At 34.3% G+C, this 17,271-nt stretch carries 15 protein-coding genes, 1 tRNA gene and 1 pseudogene; 5 read left to right on the plus strand and 12 right to left on the minus strand.

Annotated elements, in window-relative coordinates:
• The first annotated feature begins 16 nt into the window (after window positions 1-16).
• Together FYC62_RS04825 and FYC62_RS04830 are read left to right on the plus strand one after the other, a co-directional pair.
• Window positions 17-1,573 (plus strand): right-handed parallel beta-helix repeat-containing protein, encoded by a 1,557-nt coding sequence (locus FYC62_RS04825; RefSeq protein WP_168199387.1) that lies wholly within the window; start codon window positions 17-19, stop codon window positions 1,571-1,573.
• 74 nt (window positions 1,574-1,647) lie between these two features.
• Window positions 1,648-2,997 carry a Gfo/Idh/MocA family protein gene (locus FYC62_RS04830; RefSeq protein WP_149074133.1) on the plus strand — a complete coding sequence of 450 codons (1,350 nt, stop codon included), beginning with the start codon at window positions 1,648-1,650 and terminating at the stop codon, window positions 2,995-2,997.
• Window positions 2,998-3,363: 366 nt separating this feature from the next.
• On the opposite strand, the gene FYC62_RS04835 is transcribed toward FYC62_RS04830, so the two are convergent.
• From FYC62_RS04835 to FYC62_RS04870, 8 genes are all read right to left on the minus strand, one after another.
• Window positions 3,364-4,683 (minus strand): ISAon1 family transposase, encoded by a 1,320-nt coding sequence (locus tag FYC62_RS04835; RefSeq protein ID WP_240534818.1) that lies wholly within the window; start codon window positions 4,681-4,683, stop codon window positions 3,364-3,366.
• 152 nt (window positions 4,684-4,835) lie between these two features.
• A tRNA-Ser gene (locus tag FYC62_RS04840) sits at window positions 4,836-4,919 on the minus strand.
• A gap of 120 nt (window positions 4,920-5,039) precedes the next feature.
• Window positions 5,040-5,381: a cupin domain-containing protein gene (locus FYC62_RS04845; RefSeq protein WP_149074135.1), complete on the minus strand. Its 342-nt coding sequence runs from the start codon at window positions 5,379-5,381 to the stop codon at window positions 5,040-5,042.
• A gap of 1 nt (window position 5,382) precedes the next feature.
• Complete coding sequence (locus FYC62_RS04850; protein WP_149074136.1) at window positions 5,383-6,369, minus strand: YihY/virulence factor BrkB family protein; 987 nt, start codon at window positions 6,367-6,369, stop codon at window positions 5,383-5,385.
• A 9-nt stretch (window positions 6,370-6,378) separates the two neighbouring features.
• Entirely contained in the window at window positions 6,379-6,786 is a 408-nt protein-coding gene (locus tag FYC62_RS04855) for an acyl-CoA thioesterase (protein WP_039454997.1), read from the minus strand.
• Between the two features lie 3 nt (window positions 6,787-6,789).
• Window positions 6,790-7,839 carry an endolytic transglycosylase MltG gene (mltG, locus tag FYC62_RS04860; protein ID WP_039455000.1) on the minus strand — a complete coding sequence of 350 codons (1,050 nt, stop codon included), beginning with the start codon at window positions 7,837-7,839 and terminating at the stop codon, window positions 6,790-6,792.
• Window positions 7,840-7,857: 18 nt separating this feature from the next.
• Window positions 7,858-8,166, minus strand: coding sequence for a rhodanese-like domain-containing protein (locus tag FYC62_RS04865; protein WP_149074137.1), 309 nt, complete (start codon window positions 8,164-8,166; stop codon window positions 7,858-7,860).
• A 7-nt stretch (window positions 8,167-8,173) separates the two neighbouring features.
• Window positions 8,174-8,938 (minus strand): PASTA domain-containing protein, encoded by a 765-nt coding sequence (locus tag FYC62_RS04870; RefSeq protein WP_149074138.1) that lies wholly within the window; start codon window positions 8,936-8,938, stop codon window positions 8,174-8,176.
• A gap of 116 nt (window positions 8,939-9,054) precedes the next feature.
• Here FYC62_RS04870 and FYC62_RS04875 point away from each other — a divergent pair, with 116 nt between their 5' ends.
• Entirely contained in the window at window positions 9,055-10,047 is a 993-nt protein-coding gene (locus FYC62_RS04875; protein WP_317131521.1) for a D-alanine--D-alanine ligase, read from the plus strand.
• Window positions 10,048-10,692: 645 nt separating this feature from the next.
• Here FYC62_RS04875 and FYC62_RS04880 read toward each other — a convergent pair.
• A complete protein-coding gene (locus tag FYC62_RS04880) occupies window positions 10,693-11,106 on the minus strand; it encodes an acyl-CoA thioesterase (RefSeq protein WP_149074139.1) in 414 nt (137 codons plus the stop codon).
• Window positions 11,107-12,864, minus strand: coding sequence for an SLC13 family permease (locus FYC62_RS04885; RefSeq protein WP_039455184.1), 1,758 nt, complete (start codon window positions 12,862-12,864; stop codon window positions 11,107-11,109). It abuts the gene before it with no gap.
• A 178-nt stretch (window positions 12,865-13,042) separates the two neighbouring features.
• On the opposite strand from FYC62_RS04885, the gene rpsO reads away from it, so the two are divergent.
• Complete coding sequence (gene rpsO, locus FYC62_RS04890) at window positions 13,043-13,327, plus strand: 30S ribosomal protein S15 (RefSeq protein ID WP_039453799.1); 285 nt, start codon at window positions 13,043-13,045, stop codon at window positions 13,325-13,327.
• 73 nt (window positions 13,328-13,400) lie between these two features.
• Here rpsO and FYC62_RS04895 read toward each other — a convergent pair whose 3' ends face one another.
• Window positions 13,401-14,561 (minus strand): iron-containing alcohol dehydrogenase, encoded by a 1,161-nt coding sequence (locus FYC62_RS04895; protein WP_149074140.1) that lies wholly within the window; start codon window positions 14,559-14,561, stop codon window positions 13,401-13,403.
• A 158-nt stretch (window positions 14,562-14,719) separates the two neighbouring features.
• A pseudogene (locus FYC62_RS04900) lies at window positions 14,720-15,891 on the minus strand (IS4 family transposase).
• A 159-nt stretch (window positions 15,892-16,050) separates the two neighbouring features.
• Between FYC62_RS04900 and FYC62_RS04905 the strand changes: the two are divergent.
• Complete coding sequence (locus FYC62_RS04905) at window positions 16,051-17,271, plus strand: MFS transporter (RefSeq protein WP_149074141.1); 1,221 nt, start codon at window positions 16,051-16,053, stop codon at window positions 17,269-17,271.

Raw genomic sequence — 17,271 nt, forward strand, 5'->3', positions numbered from 1 at the left:
TTTAATGTTTAAAATAATGAAAAAAGAAATAAAATTTTATGATACTTTGTGTGTTCCAATTATAGTTTTTTTACTTTTAACAATTACATCTTGTAAAGAGCAAATTATAGAGCCTAATGTCGCTATGTCTTCTGTAACTGAATATTATGTTTCAGTAAGTGGTAACGATTACTCAAGTGGAACACAAACACAACCATTTAGAACTATAAATCATGCATTGTCTGTGGCAGGTCCGGGAGCTACAATTTTTGTTAGGCAAGGCACTTATGTTGAAAAAGTAAATTTCACTAGCTCAGGTACATCAGGTTTGCCCATAACTCTTAAATCTTTTCCCAACGAAAAGGCCACTATAAGTGGTTGTGGATTATCAGTAACAGGACATGAAGCTTTAATGAGGCTTTCATCAATTTCTTGGATTAATATTGAAGATTTAGAAATATGTGATTTAAGAACTTCTAGTGGTGGGAACATGGTAGATGGCATTTTAATAAATGGGGCTTCGTCTAACATAACTATTAAAAATTGTCATATTCATAATATTGAAAACAACGCTTCGCCTTCAGTTGGCAGAGAAGGCCATGCTATCAATGTAATAGGTAATTCTACATTACCAATAACTTCAATATCAATTGAAAACAATATAATTCATGATAATAATACTGGGACAAGTGAAAATTTAACTATTAATGGCTATGTATCCGATTTCGTTGTTTCGGGAAATCAAATTTATAATGGAGAGAATATAGCGATTTGTATAGCAGGAGGATACTTAGGTAACTCTAATCCATTATATAATTATGCTAGAAATGGAGTAATTAAAGAAAATAACATCTGGAACATTGATGGGAGAACCGGTCCTGTTCCAACACTTCAATCTATAGCTGGAACAATAGGAATTTATATTGATGGAGCAAGATATATTACAGTTGAGAAAAATAGAGTTAGAGATAGTGATAGAGGTATTGGACTTGTGAGTGAGAATAATGACTTTCCGACTCAATACTGTATTGTTAGAAATAATTTCATTTTTTGTAATAGAGCAGAAGGTATTTTAATGGGGGGATATTCTGGCTATACAGGAGGAGGAACTATTGGATGTATTATAACAAATAATACTTTATATGAAAATGCAAGAGAGTTGGGGTATTATGGAGAAGAGGTGGGTGAAATACGACTTAATACAAATTGTAGTTACAATGAAATACACAATAATATCATTTATGCAAGATATGATAGGGGTATGTTTGTTAGAAAAAATGATTCCACAGGAATATTTAACGGTATAAACTATAATTTATATTATACTACAGGGAGTTCAACTAAGTGGCTATGGAATGGTGCGGTTTGCAACACTTTTGCAAGTTGGAAAGGCAGTTCTGGAGGAGATTCAAATAGTCTTTTTCAAAATCCCCAATTTTTAAGCTTATCTCCATTTAGTTTAAACCTATCGAGCAGTTCACCGGCTATTAATATTGGATATAATGGGCATGGAGCGTCTGCAGGATTATTTGATATTGATAATCAAGCAAGATATAATGGGATAATTGATATTGGAGCTGATGAATTTTATTAACTATCATATAAGGATATTTTTATTAACTACCAATGATGGCTTTAATGAGCACCAATTAATTGAATTATTATAATATGAACCGTAGAAATTTTATTAAAAGCAGTACACTAACTACTGCAGGTCTAACTATCTTGCCTACAGGGCTATTATTTGCCAAAGACAAAGGTATCGTAAGATTAGGCTATATAGGTGTAGGACTAAGAGGACGTACACATATAGAAGAAGGCTTAAAAAGGAGTGATGTAGAAATTATAGCAATATGCGATATCCAAGAGAGCTCATTAAGAATATGTAGAGAACAATTTGTGAAGCATAAGAAGAAGCTTCCAAAGGAATATACCGGTGGAGTTGACGCCTACAAAAAAATGCTAGAGCGAAAAGATTTAGATGGTATTATAATCTCTACTCCATGGGAATTCCATCGTGATCAAGCAATAGATGCTATGCGAGCTGGCAAATATGTAGGTTGCGAAGTATTAGCCGGTTTAACAGTACAAGATCACTGGGATATTGTCAATGTATCAGAAGAAACTAATATGCCTTACATGACTTTAGAAAATGTATGTTACAGAAGAGATGTAATGGCAGCTCTAAATATGGTAAGAAAAGGAGTATTTGGAGAATTGTTACACTTAGAAGGCGGTTACGAGCATGATTTAAGACATGTATTGTTTAACGATGGTAAACACTTTTATGGTCATGGTGTGGAGTTTGGTAAAGAAAAATCTATTGGCGAAGCACAGTGGCGCACTCAATACAACATAGATTTAAATGCTGATATCTATCCAACACATGGTTTAGGTCCGTTAATGCAATATATTAATATAAATAGAGGAAATCGCTTAACAAATATGGTATCATTCTCATCAAAAGCGAGAGGATTGGCAGATTACGTAAATAAGAAATCTCCAGGACATCCAAATTCTAAAATAGATTATAAGAATGGAGATATTATTAAAACGCTTATCAATTGCGCAAACGGAGAAACATTAGCTATAACTCATGATACACATTTGCCACGCCCTTATGCCTTAGGTTTTAGAGTGCAGGGTACTAATGGCCTATGGATGGATGTTGCGAAGTCAGTACATATAGAAGGTATAAGTAAAGAACACGAATGGGATTCAGCAGAAGAATGGTTTAAGAAATATGACCATCCATTGTGGAAGCGTTATTCAAAAGAAGCAGAAGGGGCAGGACATGGGGGGATGGACTGGTTTGTGTTTAATGCTTTTATACAATCTATAAAACAAAAGCGTCAAACACCAATAGATGTTTATGATTCTGTAACTATGAGTGTGATTTTACCATTGTCTGCAAAATCATTGGCTGAAGGCAATGCTTCACAAGATATCCCTGATTTTACAAGAGGCAAATGGAAAGATAGAAAGAATACTTTCGCACTGGATGATTCTGGTTTTTAATTCTATTTTAATAGTTACAAAAGCCGGGGCTTATTACTCGGCTTTTGTAAGCTTTTACTCTTTGTTTCTTTGGGTATTCTATAAATTTATTAAATAAGTTTTTTACAGAATAATTTCTAATTATCTCTTCTGTGTTTCTATAAAATATCATTCAAAATTAATATGGGAAGACTGCTACTCATAAATTCGAGTAAAAGAATAAGTGGTGTTTAAATATTTTTAAATAGAGCAAAAGAATTCATGTAAGAATCATTAAAATAGTATATGATTTTGAATGCGGTTCCAAAAAATGTTTTTTATTTATAGAACGATATTTTATAATAAACCCTAATTTTAGGATCAAGCGTAAAAGTTGGGGAGGAGACATTAAGCGTATATTTTAGCTAGTCTAAAGAGGAAGAACTTCACATTTCTTACGCCTCTGAACTGCGATCGGAAAGCTTTTATCTTGGCATTGAAAGATTCTGCGGATGCATTTGTGCTTCTGTTATCAAAATAGTTCAATATGGTTTCATAATTGTTCTGAATGGTTCTAGCTATGGTATTGAAGGGTTTATAACCTAGTTTTTCTATCTTATTATACCATATTGCCAACTTTTTGAAAGCTATTCTTCTGTCTTTTGAACGGCTAAATATAGAGGACAACTCCTGGGAGATTTCATAGGCTTTCTGTAAATCTGGATATCGTTTAAACAACAGTTCTGCTCTATGATTTTGGGACGATGTCCAATTCACCTCTTTCTTAAACAGTAAATACCTGCTCCTTGCCAATAATTGCTTTAAGGTATCTCCATTTTCTAATAATTCTGGAATCCAAGGCTTCTTTATTTCTTTAGCAAGATCCATTTCCTTGTTTTCCTGTTCAATAGCATCCCATCTATGTTTTATCCTGATTTCCTGAACAGCTTCGCTGGCTAGCTGTTGCACATGGAATCTATCGGAGACAAGCTTTGCTTTTGGAAAGCTCCTTCGTACGATCTTAGCCATGGTGGGAGCTAGATCAAGAGTGACCTCTTTTACCTTTTTTCTCGCCCATTCTTTTATACGGCACAGAACTTTTATAACCGTTTCACTTTCTGTGCCTTTTACAATAGCAACCAAAGCACCTTTTTTGCCTTTTGCTGCTTTATTGGTAACAATGGTATATAGTTCCCCTTGTGAAAGGCTGGTCTCATCAATAGATAGATATTCACCAAGGTTGTCTGGAAAAAGCAACCAGTCCTGAGCATGTTCAGCTTGATCCCAACTCATAAAGTCACTCAAATGGCTTACATACTGTTCTTGCAGTCGTTTACCCTCAACTCCAAAGAATCTTCCAAGTGTTTTACAGCTTATTGGGCTTGAATCCAAATAGTCTCTCAAAAAAAAGGCAAACTCCTGAGTCATTTTTGTCCCTTCTGCTACCAAATTCCAATCTCTAAATACGATTTCTCCTGTCTCTACGATCATCCATTTCCGCCTTTTAAGCTTTAAAAAACAAGGTTTTCCGCGTAAGGGAAAGTCTCTGACAGAAATCTCTTCGAAAAAACCCTTAGAAATTAACTTTTGAGCGGTGAACTCTTTGGGTTGTATATTCCTTTCTTTAAGATAGATGTAATAAGAATCCGATACAGTCTCTACTTTGTCCAGTTCAAAGTATTCGCTAAGACCTTCGGGTAAGATTAATGATAGTAAGGTAGAATCCAAAACATTGATTTTCTACAAAAATAATCAAATCTGTAATCCTCCCCAACTTTTACGCTTGATCCTAATTTTAATGAAAGTGTGTTGAAGCTAAAAGAAAAAAGGTTGCTTTTTTTGGAGCAACCTTTTTTTGAAATTTCTTCAATATCGTTATGCGGAGAGTGAGGGATTCGAACCCCGGACCTGTTACAGTCAACAGTTTTCAAGACTGCCGCAATCGACCACTCTGCCAACTCTCCGCCGCAAAAGTACAAACTCAAAGCAAATCTCCAAAGTAGAAAATGTTATTTTTCTATTTTTTAACTTAACTTTTTATTTATCAATACATTAAAATTATTAAAAAGCTACTTGGCTTACTTTTAAGAGATGAAATCTTCTCTTAAAGGGTTAAATACATCAACTAAAATACCATCTTCTAAGCATTTTACGCCGTGTATAGTATCGGGTTTAATATAAAATCCATCGCCTTTTCTTAGTATTTGGGTTTCATCACCAATATAAACTTCAAAGCTTCCTTCGGCAACGTAACTCACTTGTACATGAGGGTGGGCATGTAAATCGCCAATAACATCTTTCTTGAAAAATACTTTAACCATCATCACTTGGTCATCATAACCAAAAATTTGTCTGCTTAATCCTTCTTTAATTTGTTCTTCGGCAATTAAACTAGAAAACTGGTAAGGGGCTTGTTTTGTTGTCATATTAAGGTGTTTTGATTTTGTTTTGAGGCTCTGATTTGAAAGAGTTAAATCGTGGCTTTACAATTTTGATACTCCTTTTTGATAAATCTAAACTGGCATTTAGCTCGAAACCAATTAATAGAATAAGCGAGTTGATGTAAAGCCAAATCATCACCACTAGCAAAGTACCAATGGAGCCATATAATTTGTTGTAAGCTCCAAAATTATTGATGTAATACGAAAAACCTATAGTACTAATGATGGCAAGCAAGGTAGCTAGCCAAGAACCAGCACTAAATAACTTCCATTTCTTAGAGTTTGCAGGGCCATATCTATAAAGTAAAGAAGTGGTAATAAAATATACAGCTATAATGATAATCCATCGGGTAATGGTAATTAAGAAAATCCAAAAGCCATTACTATCTAAATTTAAACCTGTTCTAAAGGTGTTGATAATAAACTCGCCAACTATAAGAACGGTTATCCCCAAGATAATAGAAAAAGCGATAAGAACAGTAAGATTAAAAGCAACAATTCTTTGTTTTAACCAGCCTCTTGTTTCTATAATCAAAGATGATTTATTAAAAGCCTGCATTAAGGTATGTATACCATTGGTGGCAAAAAATAAGGCCAAAATAAAACCTAAGGATAATAATTTGCCATTTTGATTTTTAACAATATCCTCAATGGTTGATTCTAAAGCTAAATAAGCATTTTTAGGCAATACCAAGGCTATAACCGTCATCAATTGGTCTTGAAAATTATCTATAGGGATATAGGGGATAAGCGTAAAAAGAAAAATGATGGAGGGGAAAATAGCCATCATAAAATTGTAAGCAAGTGAAGATGCTTTATTTACTAAAGAGTCTTTCTTAATTTCTTGGAAGAAAAATACGGCTACGGTATAAAAGGGTAGCGGACTAAAGCCCGGTAAAATTAAAACCTTTGTCCATTCTATAATATGCTGATAAAATCTAAACCTATATAAAAAGTTATGTAGCCACTGCATTTAACGAAGTTAATCAAAAAATACACTAATTTTTTCCATGAAGTTGCCTGGCGGATGGCATGGCTTGTTTTTCTTCATATCTACAAAAACCAAAGTTGTTTCGCCGGTATTCAAGTGTTCTTGTTTTTCATTAAACATATCGTAATGAAAAATGATTCTTATACCTGGTTTTTCCTTGATGGTTACTTTAACCGTAACGTTTTCATCATATTTAGCAGGCTTAAAATACTTGGTTCGCATTTCTAATACGGGCATCATCACGCCGTCTTGCTCCATAGATTTATAAGTCATGCCTAAACTTCTCAGCATTTCTGTACGGGCAACTTCATAAAAAGCTGCATAATTGCCGTAATAAACATAACCCATTTGGTCTGTTTCGGCATATCTTACTCTGATATTGGTTTCGTAGCTAAACATGCCTTATTTTTTGATGTTTCTTTGATTTAATGCTTGTTGGAATTTACGAGCATTTGCTAAATGGTCTGCTAAATTATCGGCAAAATTATGGTAACCAGAGAAATCTTCTTTGGCACACATATAGATATAATTGTGCTTTTCGTAATTTAAAACAGCATCAATAGCATTGATAGAAGGCATCATGATTGGCCCAGGAGGCAAACCTGTAACACGATAGGTATTATACGGAGATGCCTTTGTTAAATGTCTATTTAGTACTCTTCTAATGGTGAAATCTTGATTAGCGAAAATCACGGTAGGGTCTGCTTCTAACTTAATGCCTCTTTTAAGCCTGTTTAAATATAAACCTGCTATGGTAGGCATTTCCTTATCCATTAAAGCCTCGGCATCAACAATAGAAGCTAAAACAGATACTTCTTGCTGACTTAACTTTAAAGCTTCTGCTTTTTGTTTACGTTCTGCATTCCAAAAGCTGGTGTATTCTTTATGCATCCTGATAAAGAAATCTTCAGCAGAAACATTCCAGTACATTTCATAAGAATTGGGTATAAAAACCGTATACACATTATCCTTATTAAAACCATATTTCTCTATAAATGCTGTAGAATCTAACAATTGCATAAATTGTAGAGAATCAAACTCAAGTTTTTTTGAAATAGCAGCTGCTAAATTTTCTTTTAACCTTAAATTCCTGAAAGATACTTGAACAGGTTCTTGATTACCGGCAATAAGCATGTTAACTATAGCTCTGTTATTCATACCGGGTTTTAAAGCATATTTACCGGGTTTAAACTTTTTTTCTAATTCACGTTCTTTGGCTAAATCGTAAAAATACTGTGGGCGCTTAAATTGTGCTTTAGCGTCTAAAGAATCTTTAACCTGTTTAAAATCTGCATCAGAAGGTATATATAAATAAGTTTTTTCAGAAATATCTACATTGGCTGCAATAAACTTAAAGTAGAGTTTAGGTAAAATAAAAGCAGTAGCAGCAAATACAATAACAAATAATGCAATGGCAATTTTTCTTAAATTGGATGTTTTTTCTTGAGCCATATTGGGTAAAAGGGTAATTTATATCTTTCTTAATTTTAATAATCCGCCGGTAAGGTTTCTAACGTTTTTAAAACCGTTTTGGTTTAATATACTTTTGGCGGTTTTACTTCTCAATCCTCTTTGGCAAATCACAATGATAGCCTGTTCTGTATCAAAATCAATTTCATCTTCACTAATAAGGTTTTGTAATTTCCCTAAAGGGATGTTTATACCACCAACATTATGGGTATGAAATTCTAAAGGTTCTCTTACATCTAAAAGTAAATAGTTTTCTATAGCTCCGGATTGTTGCAGCGCTAAAAATTCATCAGCTAGAATATCATCCATAAATAAATTATTGGTTAGATAAGACCAAATTGATACGTGTGCCAATGCTTACTTTTACTACAGAATCTTGAACAGAAGGCGTTTGCGAGATCACAATAGCATTAGAGGTATCGCTTACATTACCCTCGTATAAAATATCTCCTAAAGTTAAGGATGAACCTTTTAAAGAGAATCTGGCTTCGCTTAAGGTAAGTCCGCGTAAATCTGGCACTTCAATTTCACTAGCACCCATACCATCTCCTAAAACCAAATCAATTTTAGAACCTTTTGGTATTTTTTGGCCAACACGTAAAGGTTGTCCTGCATAAGAATAAGCTAGAACAGCATCTCGGGCTATATCTGCTTTATAGGTAGTATCGCCAAGTTTTAAACCGTAATTGGATAGTATAGAAATCACTTCTACCAAAGTTTTATGGTCTATATCAGGGAAACTTACATCGGGTGTTTGCGAGCTTACTATCGTTAAATAAATAATACGATTAGTTTTTACATTAGTTTCTGGGTCTGGGTCTTGTTCTAAAACTAAGCCCGGCTTTTTATCCATCACAAAAACAGAATCTATTTGATATCTAAAACCATCTGCTTCTAATAGTTTAATAGCGCTTTCTATATCTAAACCTTTAAGATTTGGAACTGGTAAACCTTCGCCATGGCGGGTATAATATCTTAAACTTAAGAATACACTAAACAATAAAATTACAATGGCGGCAAAAGCAATAATCAATTGCTTGCGAAATTCGGGAGTTGCCAGATACTTGAAAAATTTATTCATTTAGTAAAATTGAATCAAAAATAATACCTCAAACTTAGCCAAAATTCAGGAAATAGAATCAAATTTTTTTAGTTCGGCTAGAGTTATATGTTATCATTTAAAATTATATTTGGCCCATGATGAAAAAGAATGTTGCCCTAGTTGCCGGAGGTTTTACTGGCGAAGCTGTTGTGTCTTTAAGAAGTGCAGCGCAGGTAGAAGAAAGTTTATCTAAAGCACCTTATCAGGTTTATAAAATTATTCTAGAAAAAGATAAGTGGTACTACCAAGCAACTGATGGTACTGTAACTTTTGTTGATAAAAATGATTTTAGCATCCATGTAAATGGAGAGAAGATAAAATTTGATTGTGCTTTTATTATTATTCATGGCGAACCAGGTGAAGATGGTAAGCTACAAGGTTATTTTGATTTAATAGGTTTACCTTATACCAGTTGCGATACTACAACTTCTGCCATTACCATGAACAAGGCTTATTCTAAAGCTATTGTTAGGGATATAGACGAATTATTTACGGCTCAATCTATCCAATTATTTGGAATAGATGGATATAGCCAAGATCATATTATAGCTAAACTGAAACTGCCTTTATTTATTAAGCCTAATAATGGTGGTAGTAGTATTGGTATGTCTAAAGTTAACGATTGGACAGATTTAGATGAGGCTATTAAGAAGGCTTTCGCTGAAGGTTCTGAGGTTTTGATAGAAGAATTTATATCGGGAAGAGAATTTACCGTTGGTTTGTATAAAGAAAAGGGGCAAATTAAGGTTTTACCGATTACCGAGATTAAAACCCAAAAAGAGTTTTTTGATTTCGAGGCTAAATATACCGATGGTATTACTGAAGAAATTACTCCAGCAGAACTTGATGTTAATATTAAAGATAGGGTGGGTAGCATAGTTTCTAAAGCATACCAAAAACTGAATTGTAAGGGTATGGTGAGGATAGATTTTATCTTAGAATCTCAACAACAAGATTTTTATTTTATTGAGATTAATACCATTCCGGGACAATCTGCTAATAGTATCATTCCACAGCAGGTAAGAGCTACTGGCCAAAGCATGCAAGATTTTTATTCTTTATTGATAGAGGAGGCGTTGGGGAAATAGGAAGTGGAGAGTCCGAAGACAGTTGTCAGAAGTTTGGATTGTTTAAGTAGAAAGTATAAAGTACAGAGTAGAAAGATGCCTAAAATATTGGATATTTCAGCCTAACAATCTAACCTTTCTTGCGCTCGTTTGCAACGAGTGCTTAAAGTGTTTTTTCGATTTTATCCTTTCTTGCGCTCGTTTGCAACGAGTGCTTAAAATGGTTTTCCGATTGTATCGATGGTTAAAATTACCTTCAAAAGAACGAAGCCGGCCTATGAAGAGTTGAAAGTGAAAAGTATAAAGTACAGAGTAGAAAGACGTCTTAAGAGCGAATATTTAAGAGCTACCTTTAACATTTAAACAAAACCTTTCCGAAGAACAAAATGGCCTATGAAGATTTGGAAGTGGAGACTAATAAATCTTTTGCATAAACTTTCATAAAGCAGTATCGGGAAACAATCCGACGGGTGTTGTATTAACTTTCACAATGCAAAACCATTCACACCACTCAGGATTGTGGATGAAGATTTATTTAGACGTAACAACAAATATTCATCAGCCTTGATTTTTGTTTCTTTTCATCAAGGAAAAGAAAAAGCTACCATTCGGCTAGACTTAGTAAGCCTTGAGCACAATAGCTGTTAGAATAAAGAAACCAATTTATCAAATAGAATATTTAGCAATCATTTCATCGCTAACTTCAACACCTCTACCAGTTTTCAAATCTATCATCACAAAATCAAACCAACCATCGGCACTTAGTTTATTGTTTTTTAGGTTTTTAATTTCGAAACTTACCTTACAACCTCTGTTGTTAATATCCACTAAACCTGTGGTAACGCTATAATGATCTCCTAAACCTAAAGGTCTTTTAAAGGCGATTTCTACTTTTTGCACCACCCAGCCATAACCTAGCTCTAAAAACTTCTCCATAGACATGCCGTAATGCGTGTCCATTTGTTCGTATCTGGCTGCTAATACATAATCCAGATATTTGCTATTATGTACATGGTTAAACATGTCTATATCGTCTGGCCTTACCTTATGGTTGGTGGTAAACCTGCTAAAATTTGTCATCTAAAAAGGAAAAAATATGGGTATGGTTATCAATAAAATAACCATCAAAATTAAGGTTAATAAACCACCTATTTTAACAAAATCAAAGAATTTGTATTTGCCTGGCCCATAAACCAAAATACAAGAAGGCTCAAAAGGGGTAAGGAGCGATACGGAAGCTGCCATCATGATACCAATAGCAAAGGTGATAGGGTTAAGCTGTAATTGTGCTGCTGTTTGCAAGCCAATAGGCAAAACCACCAAGGCGGCTGCGGCATTACTTAAAGGTTGAGTAAGTAAAACGGTTAATAAGATAAAGCCACCTAAAATACCGTAAGAGCCTAAAGGTTCAAAAATCTGAATGATAAAATCTGCCACAAATTTATCTGCCCCGGTTTTTGTCATGGCGATACCAAAAGCACTCATTCCGCCAATTAGAACCAATAAACGCCAGTCTATATCTTCATAAATTTCATTAGCATTGATACACCTAAATGCTACCGTTAAAAATGCTCCAAATAAAAAAGCAATAGATAATGGCATGATTCCGGTAGTTCCTAAAATAATAGCGACCAAGAAAAAAGATAGCGTTAAAATACCTTTCTTACGAAGGTTTAGATTAGGTTTGTAATCTTCAAGAATAATGAAATCGTCTATTTCTGTACGAATAAGATCTATACTTTCTTTATTGCCTTGTACTAAAATCAAATCGCCAATTTGTAAACGAAGTTTCCCTATTTTATCGCTAATGGTTTTTCCTTTGCGGAAAATAGCTAAAATGCTTATGCCATAACGCTGTCTGAAATTTAGTTTTTCTACGGTATTTCTTATCACATCAGACCTACCTAAAACCATAAGTTCTGCTAGGTGTAATTCATCGTCTTTGGTGTTAAAATCTAATAAATCGGCTTTTATTTCAACACCAGGAATGTCTTTGATTTTCAAAAGCTCATCAATATCACCTTTTATAATTAAAGTATCGCCTAAGCTTAATCTGGTGTATCTGTTAGGGATAAACTTTGTTTTATCTCTGATGATAGAAATGATGCTAAAGCCCATTTTGGCAATCTCAGATTCTACCATTTTTTGTCCCACCATAGGCGATTTTTCTAAAATAACCGCTTCGCTCAAGTATTTTCTAACGGCATAATCTTCTTCCAGATCTTCTTTAGAATTAACCGGAAGCATTTTTTTACCGATGGTTAGCATGAATATTATCCCTACACCTAATAAAATAAAACCGATAGGCGCAATATCAAACATGCCAATTCTTTCTAACCCCTGCTTGGCTATATATCCACTTACCGCCACATTGGTAGAAGTACCAATTAAAGTACAAGTGCCCCCTAAAATTGAAGCAAAAGCCAATGGCATAAGCACTTTTGAAGGCGCTAAACCTGATAATTTGGATAACCCTATGGTTGGATTAAGCATTAAAGCCGTAATGGTAGTATTGTTCATAAATGCCGATGTTAAGGATGCAAATAGCATAATGATGACGGTAAGTACCGTTGGCGATTGTTTTTTTACATTGATTACCCTTGAGATGAAGGTATCAATAACTCCGGTTTTTTTTAAAGCGCCTACCATTACGAAAATAGACGCTAGGATGATGATAAAATCACTTGAAAAACCTTCATAAGCTTCTTCGGGAGTTAAAATACCTAGCAAGGCTAAAGAAATGAGTAGAAAGATGGTTACCACATCAACAGAAACAACTTCTGTAGCAAATAAAATGATGGCCAGTAAAAGTAATCCCAAGACTAGGGCTATTTCCATAAATTGTATTTATTTCTCATAAACTAAGATGATGCCATATTTTGTTAGTTTTAACATACACTAGTTATGTATTACCTTCCTATAATATTACTATTAATAATGATTTGATTTTTAATTTTTTAGCCTTACCTTTGCAAGCAATTAATTAAATTTTTTACGCTTCAATATTATTCAGGTAATGTATTTAAGTACAGAGAAGAAGAAAGAAATCTTCAAACAACATGGTGAAGCAGAAACTAACACGGGTTCTGCAGAAGGTCAAATCGCATTATTCACTTACAGAATTGCGCATTTAACTGGTCACTTAAAGAAAAACAAAAAAGATTACTCTACCCAGTTAGCACTTCAAAAACTGGTTGGTAAGAGAAGAGCTTTATTAGCTTATCTTTTCAAAAAAGATATCAGCAGATATAGAGCTATCATCAAATCATTAGGATTAAGAGATATTATTAAATCTATATAATTCTTAAAGAGCTAAAATCTAAAAAGCCGCTTCGATATTATCAAAGCGGCTTTTTTATGTAATAAATTAAAACTTAGAACATTTCTTCTACAATTTCTTGATGGTCTTTTTCTGTGAGTGGGTAAACCATACCGCTTACTTTATTTTGAGCCAAATTATTTAATATCCTTTGCTTTTCTTTGATATTTATACCTGCCTCTGTTAAGCTAATTGGCGAATTCATTTCTTTAAAGAAAGCTTCTAAAGCGGTAATAAAATCTAAACCTAGCGCTTCATCATCAATAGAAGAAAATTCAAAAACATGTTTAGCTAAAAAGGCAAGCTTCTCTTTAATTTTGGGTAGCTGAATTTTTAACCACGCCGGGTAAACTATAGATAAGCCAGCTCCATGAGGAATATCATAAAGCACACTCAAAGTATGTTCTATATGGTGTACGCCCCAATCGCCCGGGCTTTTACCTGCACTAAGAGTTCCGTTTAAAGCATTGGTAGCCAGCCACATAATTTGCGCTCTGGTATCATAATCTTCTGGTTGTACCATCACTTTACGACCATAGTTCATAGCTAGTTTAATAATGTCAGCTGTGTAATGGTCTGTTAAAGGAGCATTTCCTTTTCCGAAAAACTGCTCTAAGGCATGTGCTATTAAATCCACAACACCATAAGCTGTATAATTAAGCGGTACAGAAGCTGTTAATTTGGGGTCTAGAAATGATACTTTAGGATAAAGTAAATCGTTAAGAATAGCTGTTTTAATACCGTTTTCACTATCCTGTAGAACAGTTGCGCTATTCATTTCTGAGCCTGTTGCTGCCAAAGTTAAGATAGCTATAATAGGTAATGCCTTTTTTGGTGTAGAAGCTTTTCTTAAATAAAAATCCCAAACAGAATGTTCTACATAAAAACCAGCTGCCACGGCTTTTGCTGTATCAATTACAGAACCACCACCTAAAGCAACAATCATATCTACTTGCTTTTCTTTAGCTAGTTTTACAGCAGCATCAGCATCCTGAAAAGTGGGGTTAGATTGTATGCCTTCGAAAGTATAATGCTCTAAGCCGCATATATTCATTAAAGAAATTACACGGGCATAAATACCATTTTGTTTAACTGAACCTTTTCCTATAATCAGTAAAGCTCTTTTACCGTAAGGAGAAATTTCCTGACAAATATCATCCACTACATCTTTTCCGAAAAGAATCTTAGTAGGATTATAATGTATGAAGTTTTCCATCAGACTATAAACTAAAAAAAAATAAAAATGTTTAGGTTTTTGTATTCTTTTCTTAAACAAAACTAAATTTATATCTTCTTAACCAATACTGTCCTAAACGTTTATGAAAACATCAAAAGTAACGCAATAGCTTAAAATTTATGAGATAAAAATAGATTTCAGAAAAGAACCCCTTGAATAACTTGTTTATCTTTTAGCTCATCGGGTTCTTCAAAAGGCCTATCGAGCCAATTCTGTAGATTTATTTTCACAAATATGTTAAGTCTGATAAATGCGATAAGGTTGGAGAGCTGCCATCCATATTTAGCCATTGCTTTAAGTGCTTTAAGGATGAGGATGGTAATTAGCGCTGTCCATATCTGTATCATCACGGCATTTTCTGTGGTTCCGATAAATGATTTGATATGCAGGTTCTGTTTGATCTCTCTAAAAAAGATTTCAATCTGCCATCTGCTTTTATAAAGCTCACTGATGGTGTTTGCTGTCCAATACATTTGATTGGTAATAATTTCTATAGTTTGTTCATTTTTATCATCCCAAACAGCCACTCTTCTTAAGTTTTTGGGATAGCTGTCCTTTGATTTTGCGGTTTTAAGCTCAATAATCTCGTCAATCAGGATATTCTTATGCCTGTTCTCCGGCAATATATTTCCTTAACTGTAGTATATTGGAGGTTTTCTTTATGTCTGATCACAAAAAATACGCCGTTGCTGTCCCAAACATTCAGCAGGGCAAAGTCATTATAGAATCGGTCTGCAACAATAACACTTCCTTTGTGTAAAGGCACATCATAAGCTCCTTTGTTATCCGCAGTTTTGCCGTTGGTAATATTGACATATGCTGGTAGATTGCCATCATAATCAAGCAGAGTATGCAGTTTAACCGCTCCTTTAGCTGTTTTGTACCTGGCCCAATCAAATAGAGAAAGACACAGACTGATAGTAGTGGAGTCTAACAGGAAGATTTTGGACTTAATCCTGAACTTTATTTGTTTAAAGCCTGCCTGCTGTCCCAAACTTTCTAACAGTATGAAATAATAGGACTTGAAGATGTTATAGTCCCTGTGCTTGTTCTGATAGCTTACACTAGATTTAGATGGAGCTTTTTGAATACCTAAATGATTGAGGTTGCCAGTAGCTGAACGAAGACCGTTACTAATATCACGTACCGATTGGCTTTTGGCAAACTGGCAGAACAACATCGATACTAGATGTGTCCAGCTTGTATAACCTTTATTATGTTTGTCGCTCTGAGATGTAGATACCAGTTTGTTGAACTTTGAACGCTCAAGTTTTGATATGATTTGGGAGAATAGTGTTACATTTACCATTGAGAAAGGGTTTGTTTTTGTGCAACCTCAAAGGTAACGATGAGTTAAAACTTTCCTTTCTCTTTTTTTATTCGTTTAGGACGCTATTGCTTCTTAACTACTTATTTACTTTCATAATTAGATGTAAATCTTATTTTTGCCGCTCACTTCCAGCTTTTTATGAATCCGTCGAATAATAAAAATGTAACCTTACTTATTGTTGTAGCTGCGCTAGGCTATTTTGTTGATATCTATGATTTAGTTTTATTTTCTGTTATTAGAGTAGCAAGTTTAAAATCTATAGGCGTTGCCCAAGAAGATTTACTTTCTGTAGGTGTAACCCTAATTAATGCGCAAATGATAGGCATGTTGCTAGGTGGAATTTTATGGGGTGTTTGGGGCGATAAAAAAGGTAGATTACAAGTTTTATTTGGCTCTATTTTAATGTATTCTTTAGCAAACATTGCCAACGCATTTGTTACCGATGTACCTACTTATGCTTTTATCAGATTTATTGCTGGTATTGGTTTAGCGGGCGAATTAGGTGCAGGTATAACCTTGGTAGCAGAAAGTATGAGTAAAGAGAAAAGAGGCTATGGTACCATGCTGGTTGCGGCTATAGGTTTACTTGGTGCGGTTGCTGCTGGCTTGGTTGGTGATAAATTTACTTGGCAAACCGCATATCTTATTGGAGGCGGAATGGGGCTTTTGCTTTTGGTATTACGCTTAGGCGTTATAGAATCTAGTATCTACCATAAAATTCAACATAAAAAGGTAAGCAAAGGCAATTTTTTAATGTTGTTTACCAGCTGGCCTCGTTTTAAAAAATACATCAACTGTACTTTAATTGCCTTACCAACATGGTTTGTGGTAGGCATATTGGTAACATTTGCTCCAGAATTTGGTATTGCTATGGGGGCTACCGAGCCACTTAGTGCAGGAAAAGGGATTATATTTACTTATTTGGGTATATCTGCCGGTGATATTTTAAGCGGTGTTTTAAGTCAGTATTTTAAAACGCGTAAAAAAATTGTTTTTGTGTTTTTAGTGGCCACTTTAGCCAGTATATTATTTTATTTATTCTCTAAAGGTATTGATGCTTCTACATATCATCTTATTTGCTTTCTTTTAGGCGTTTCTACTGGTTTTTGGGTTATATTTGTCACCATTGCTGCCGAACAATTTGGAACAAATTTAAGAGCTACTGTTACCACTACGGTTCCTAATTTTATAAGAGGTTCTTTAGTTTTAGTAACATTTAGTTTCGAGTATTTGAAGCATCAGGTAGGTATTATCAATTCGGGCTTAATAGTGGGAGTTACCACCTTAGTTATTGCATTTATAGCTGTTTATAACCTCGAGGAAACTTATGGCAAAGATTTAGATTATGTAGAGGAATAG

Origin of the sequence: Pedobacter aquae (assembly GCF_008195825.1) — a bacterium.
Taxonomy (GTDB): Bacteria; Bacteroidota; Bacteroidia; order Sphingobacteriales; family Sphingobacteriaceae; genus Pseudopedobacter; species Pseudopedobacter aquae.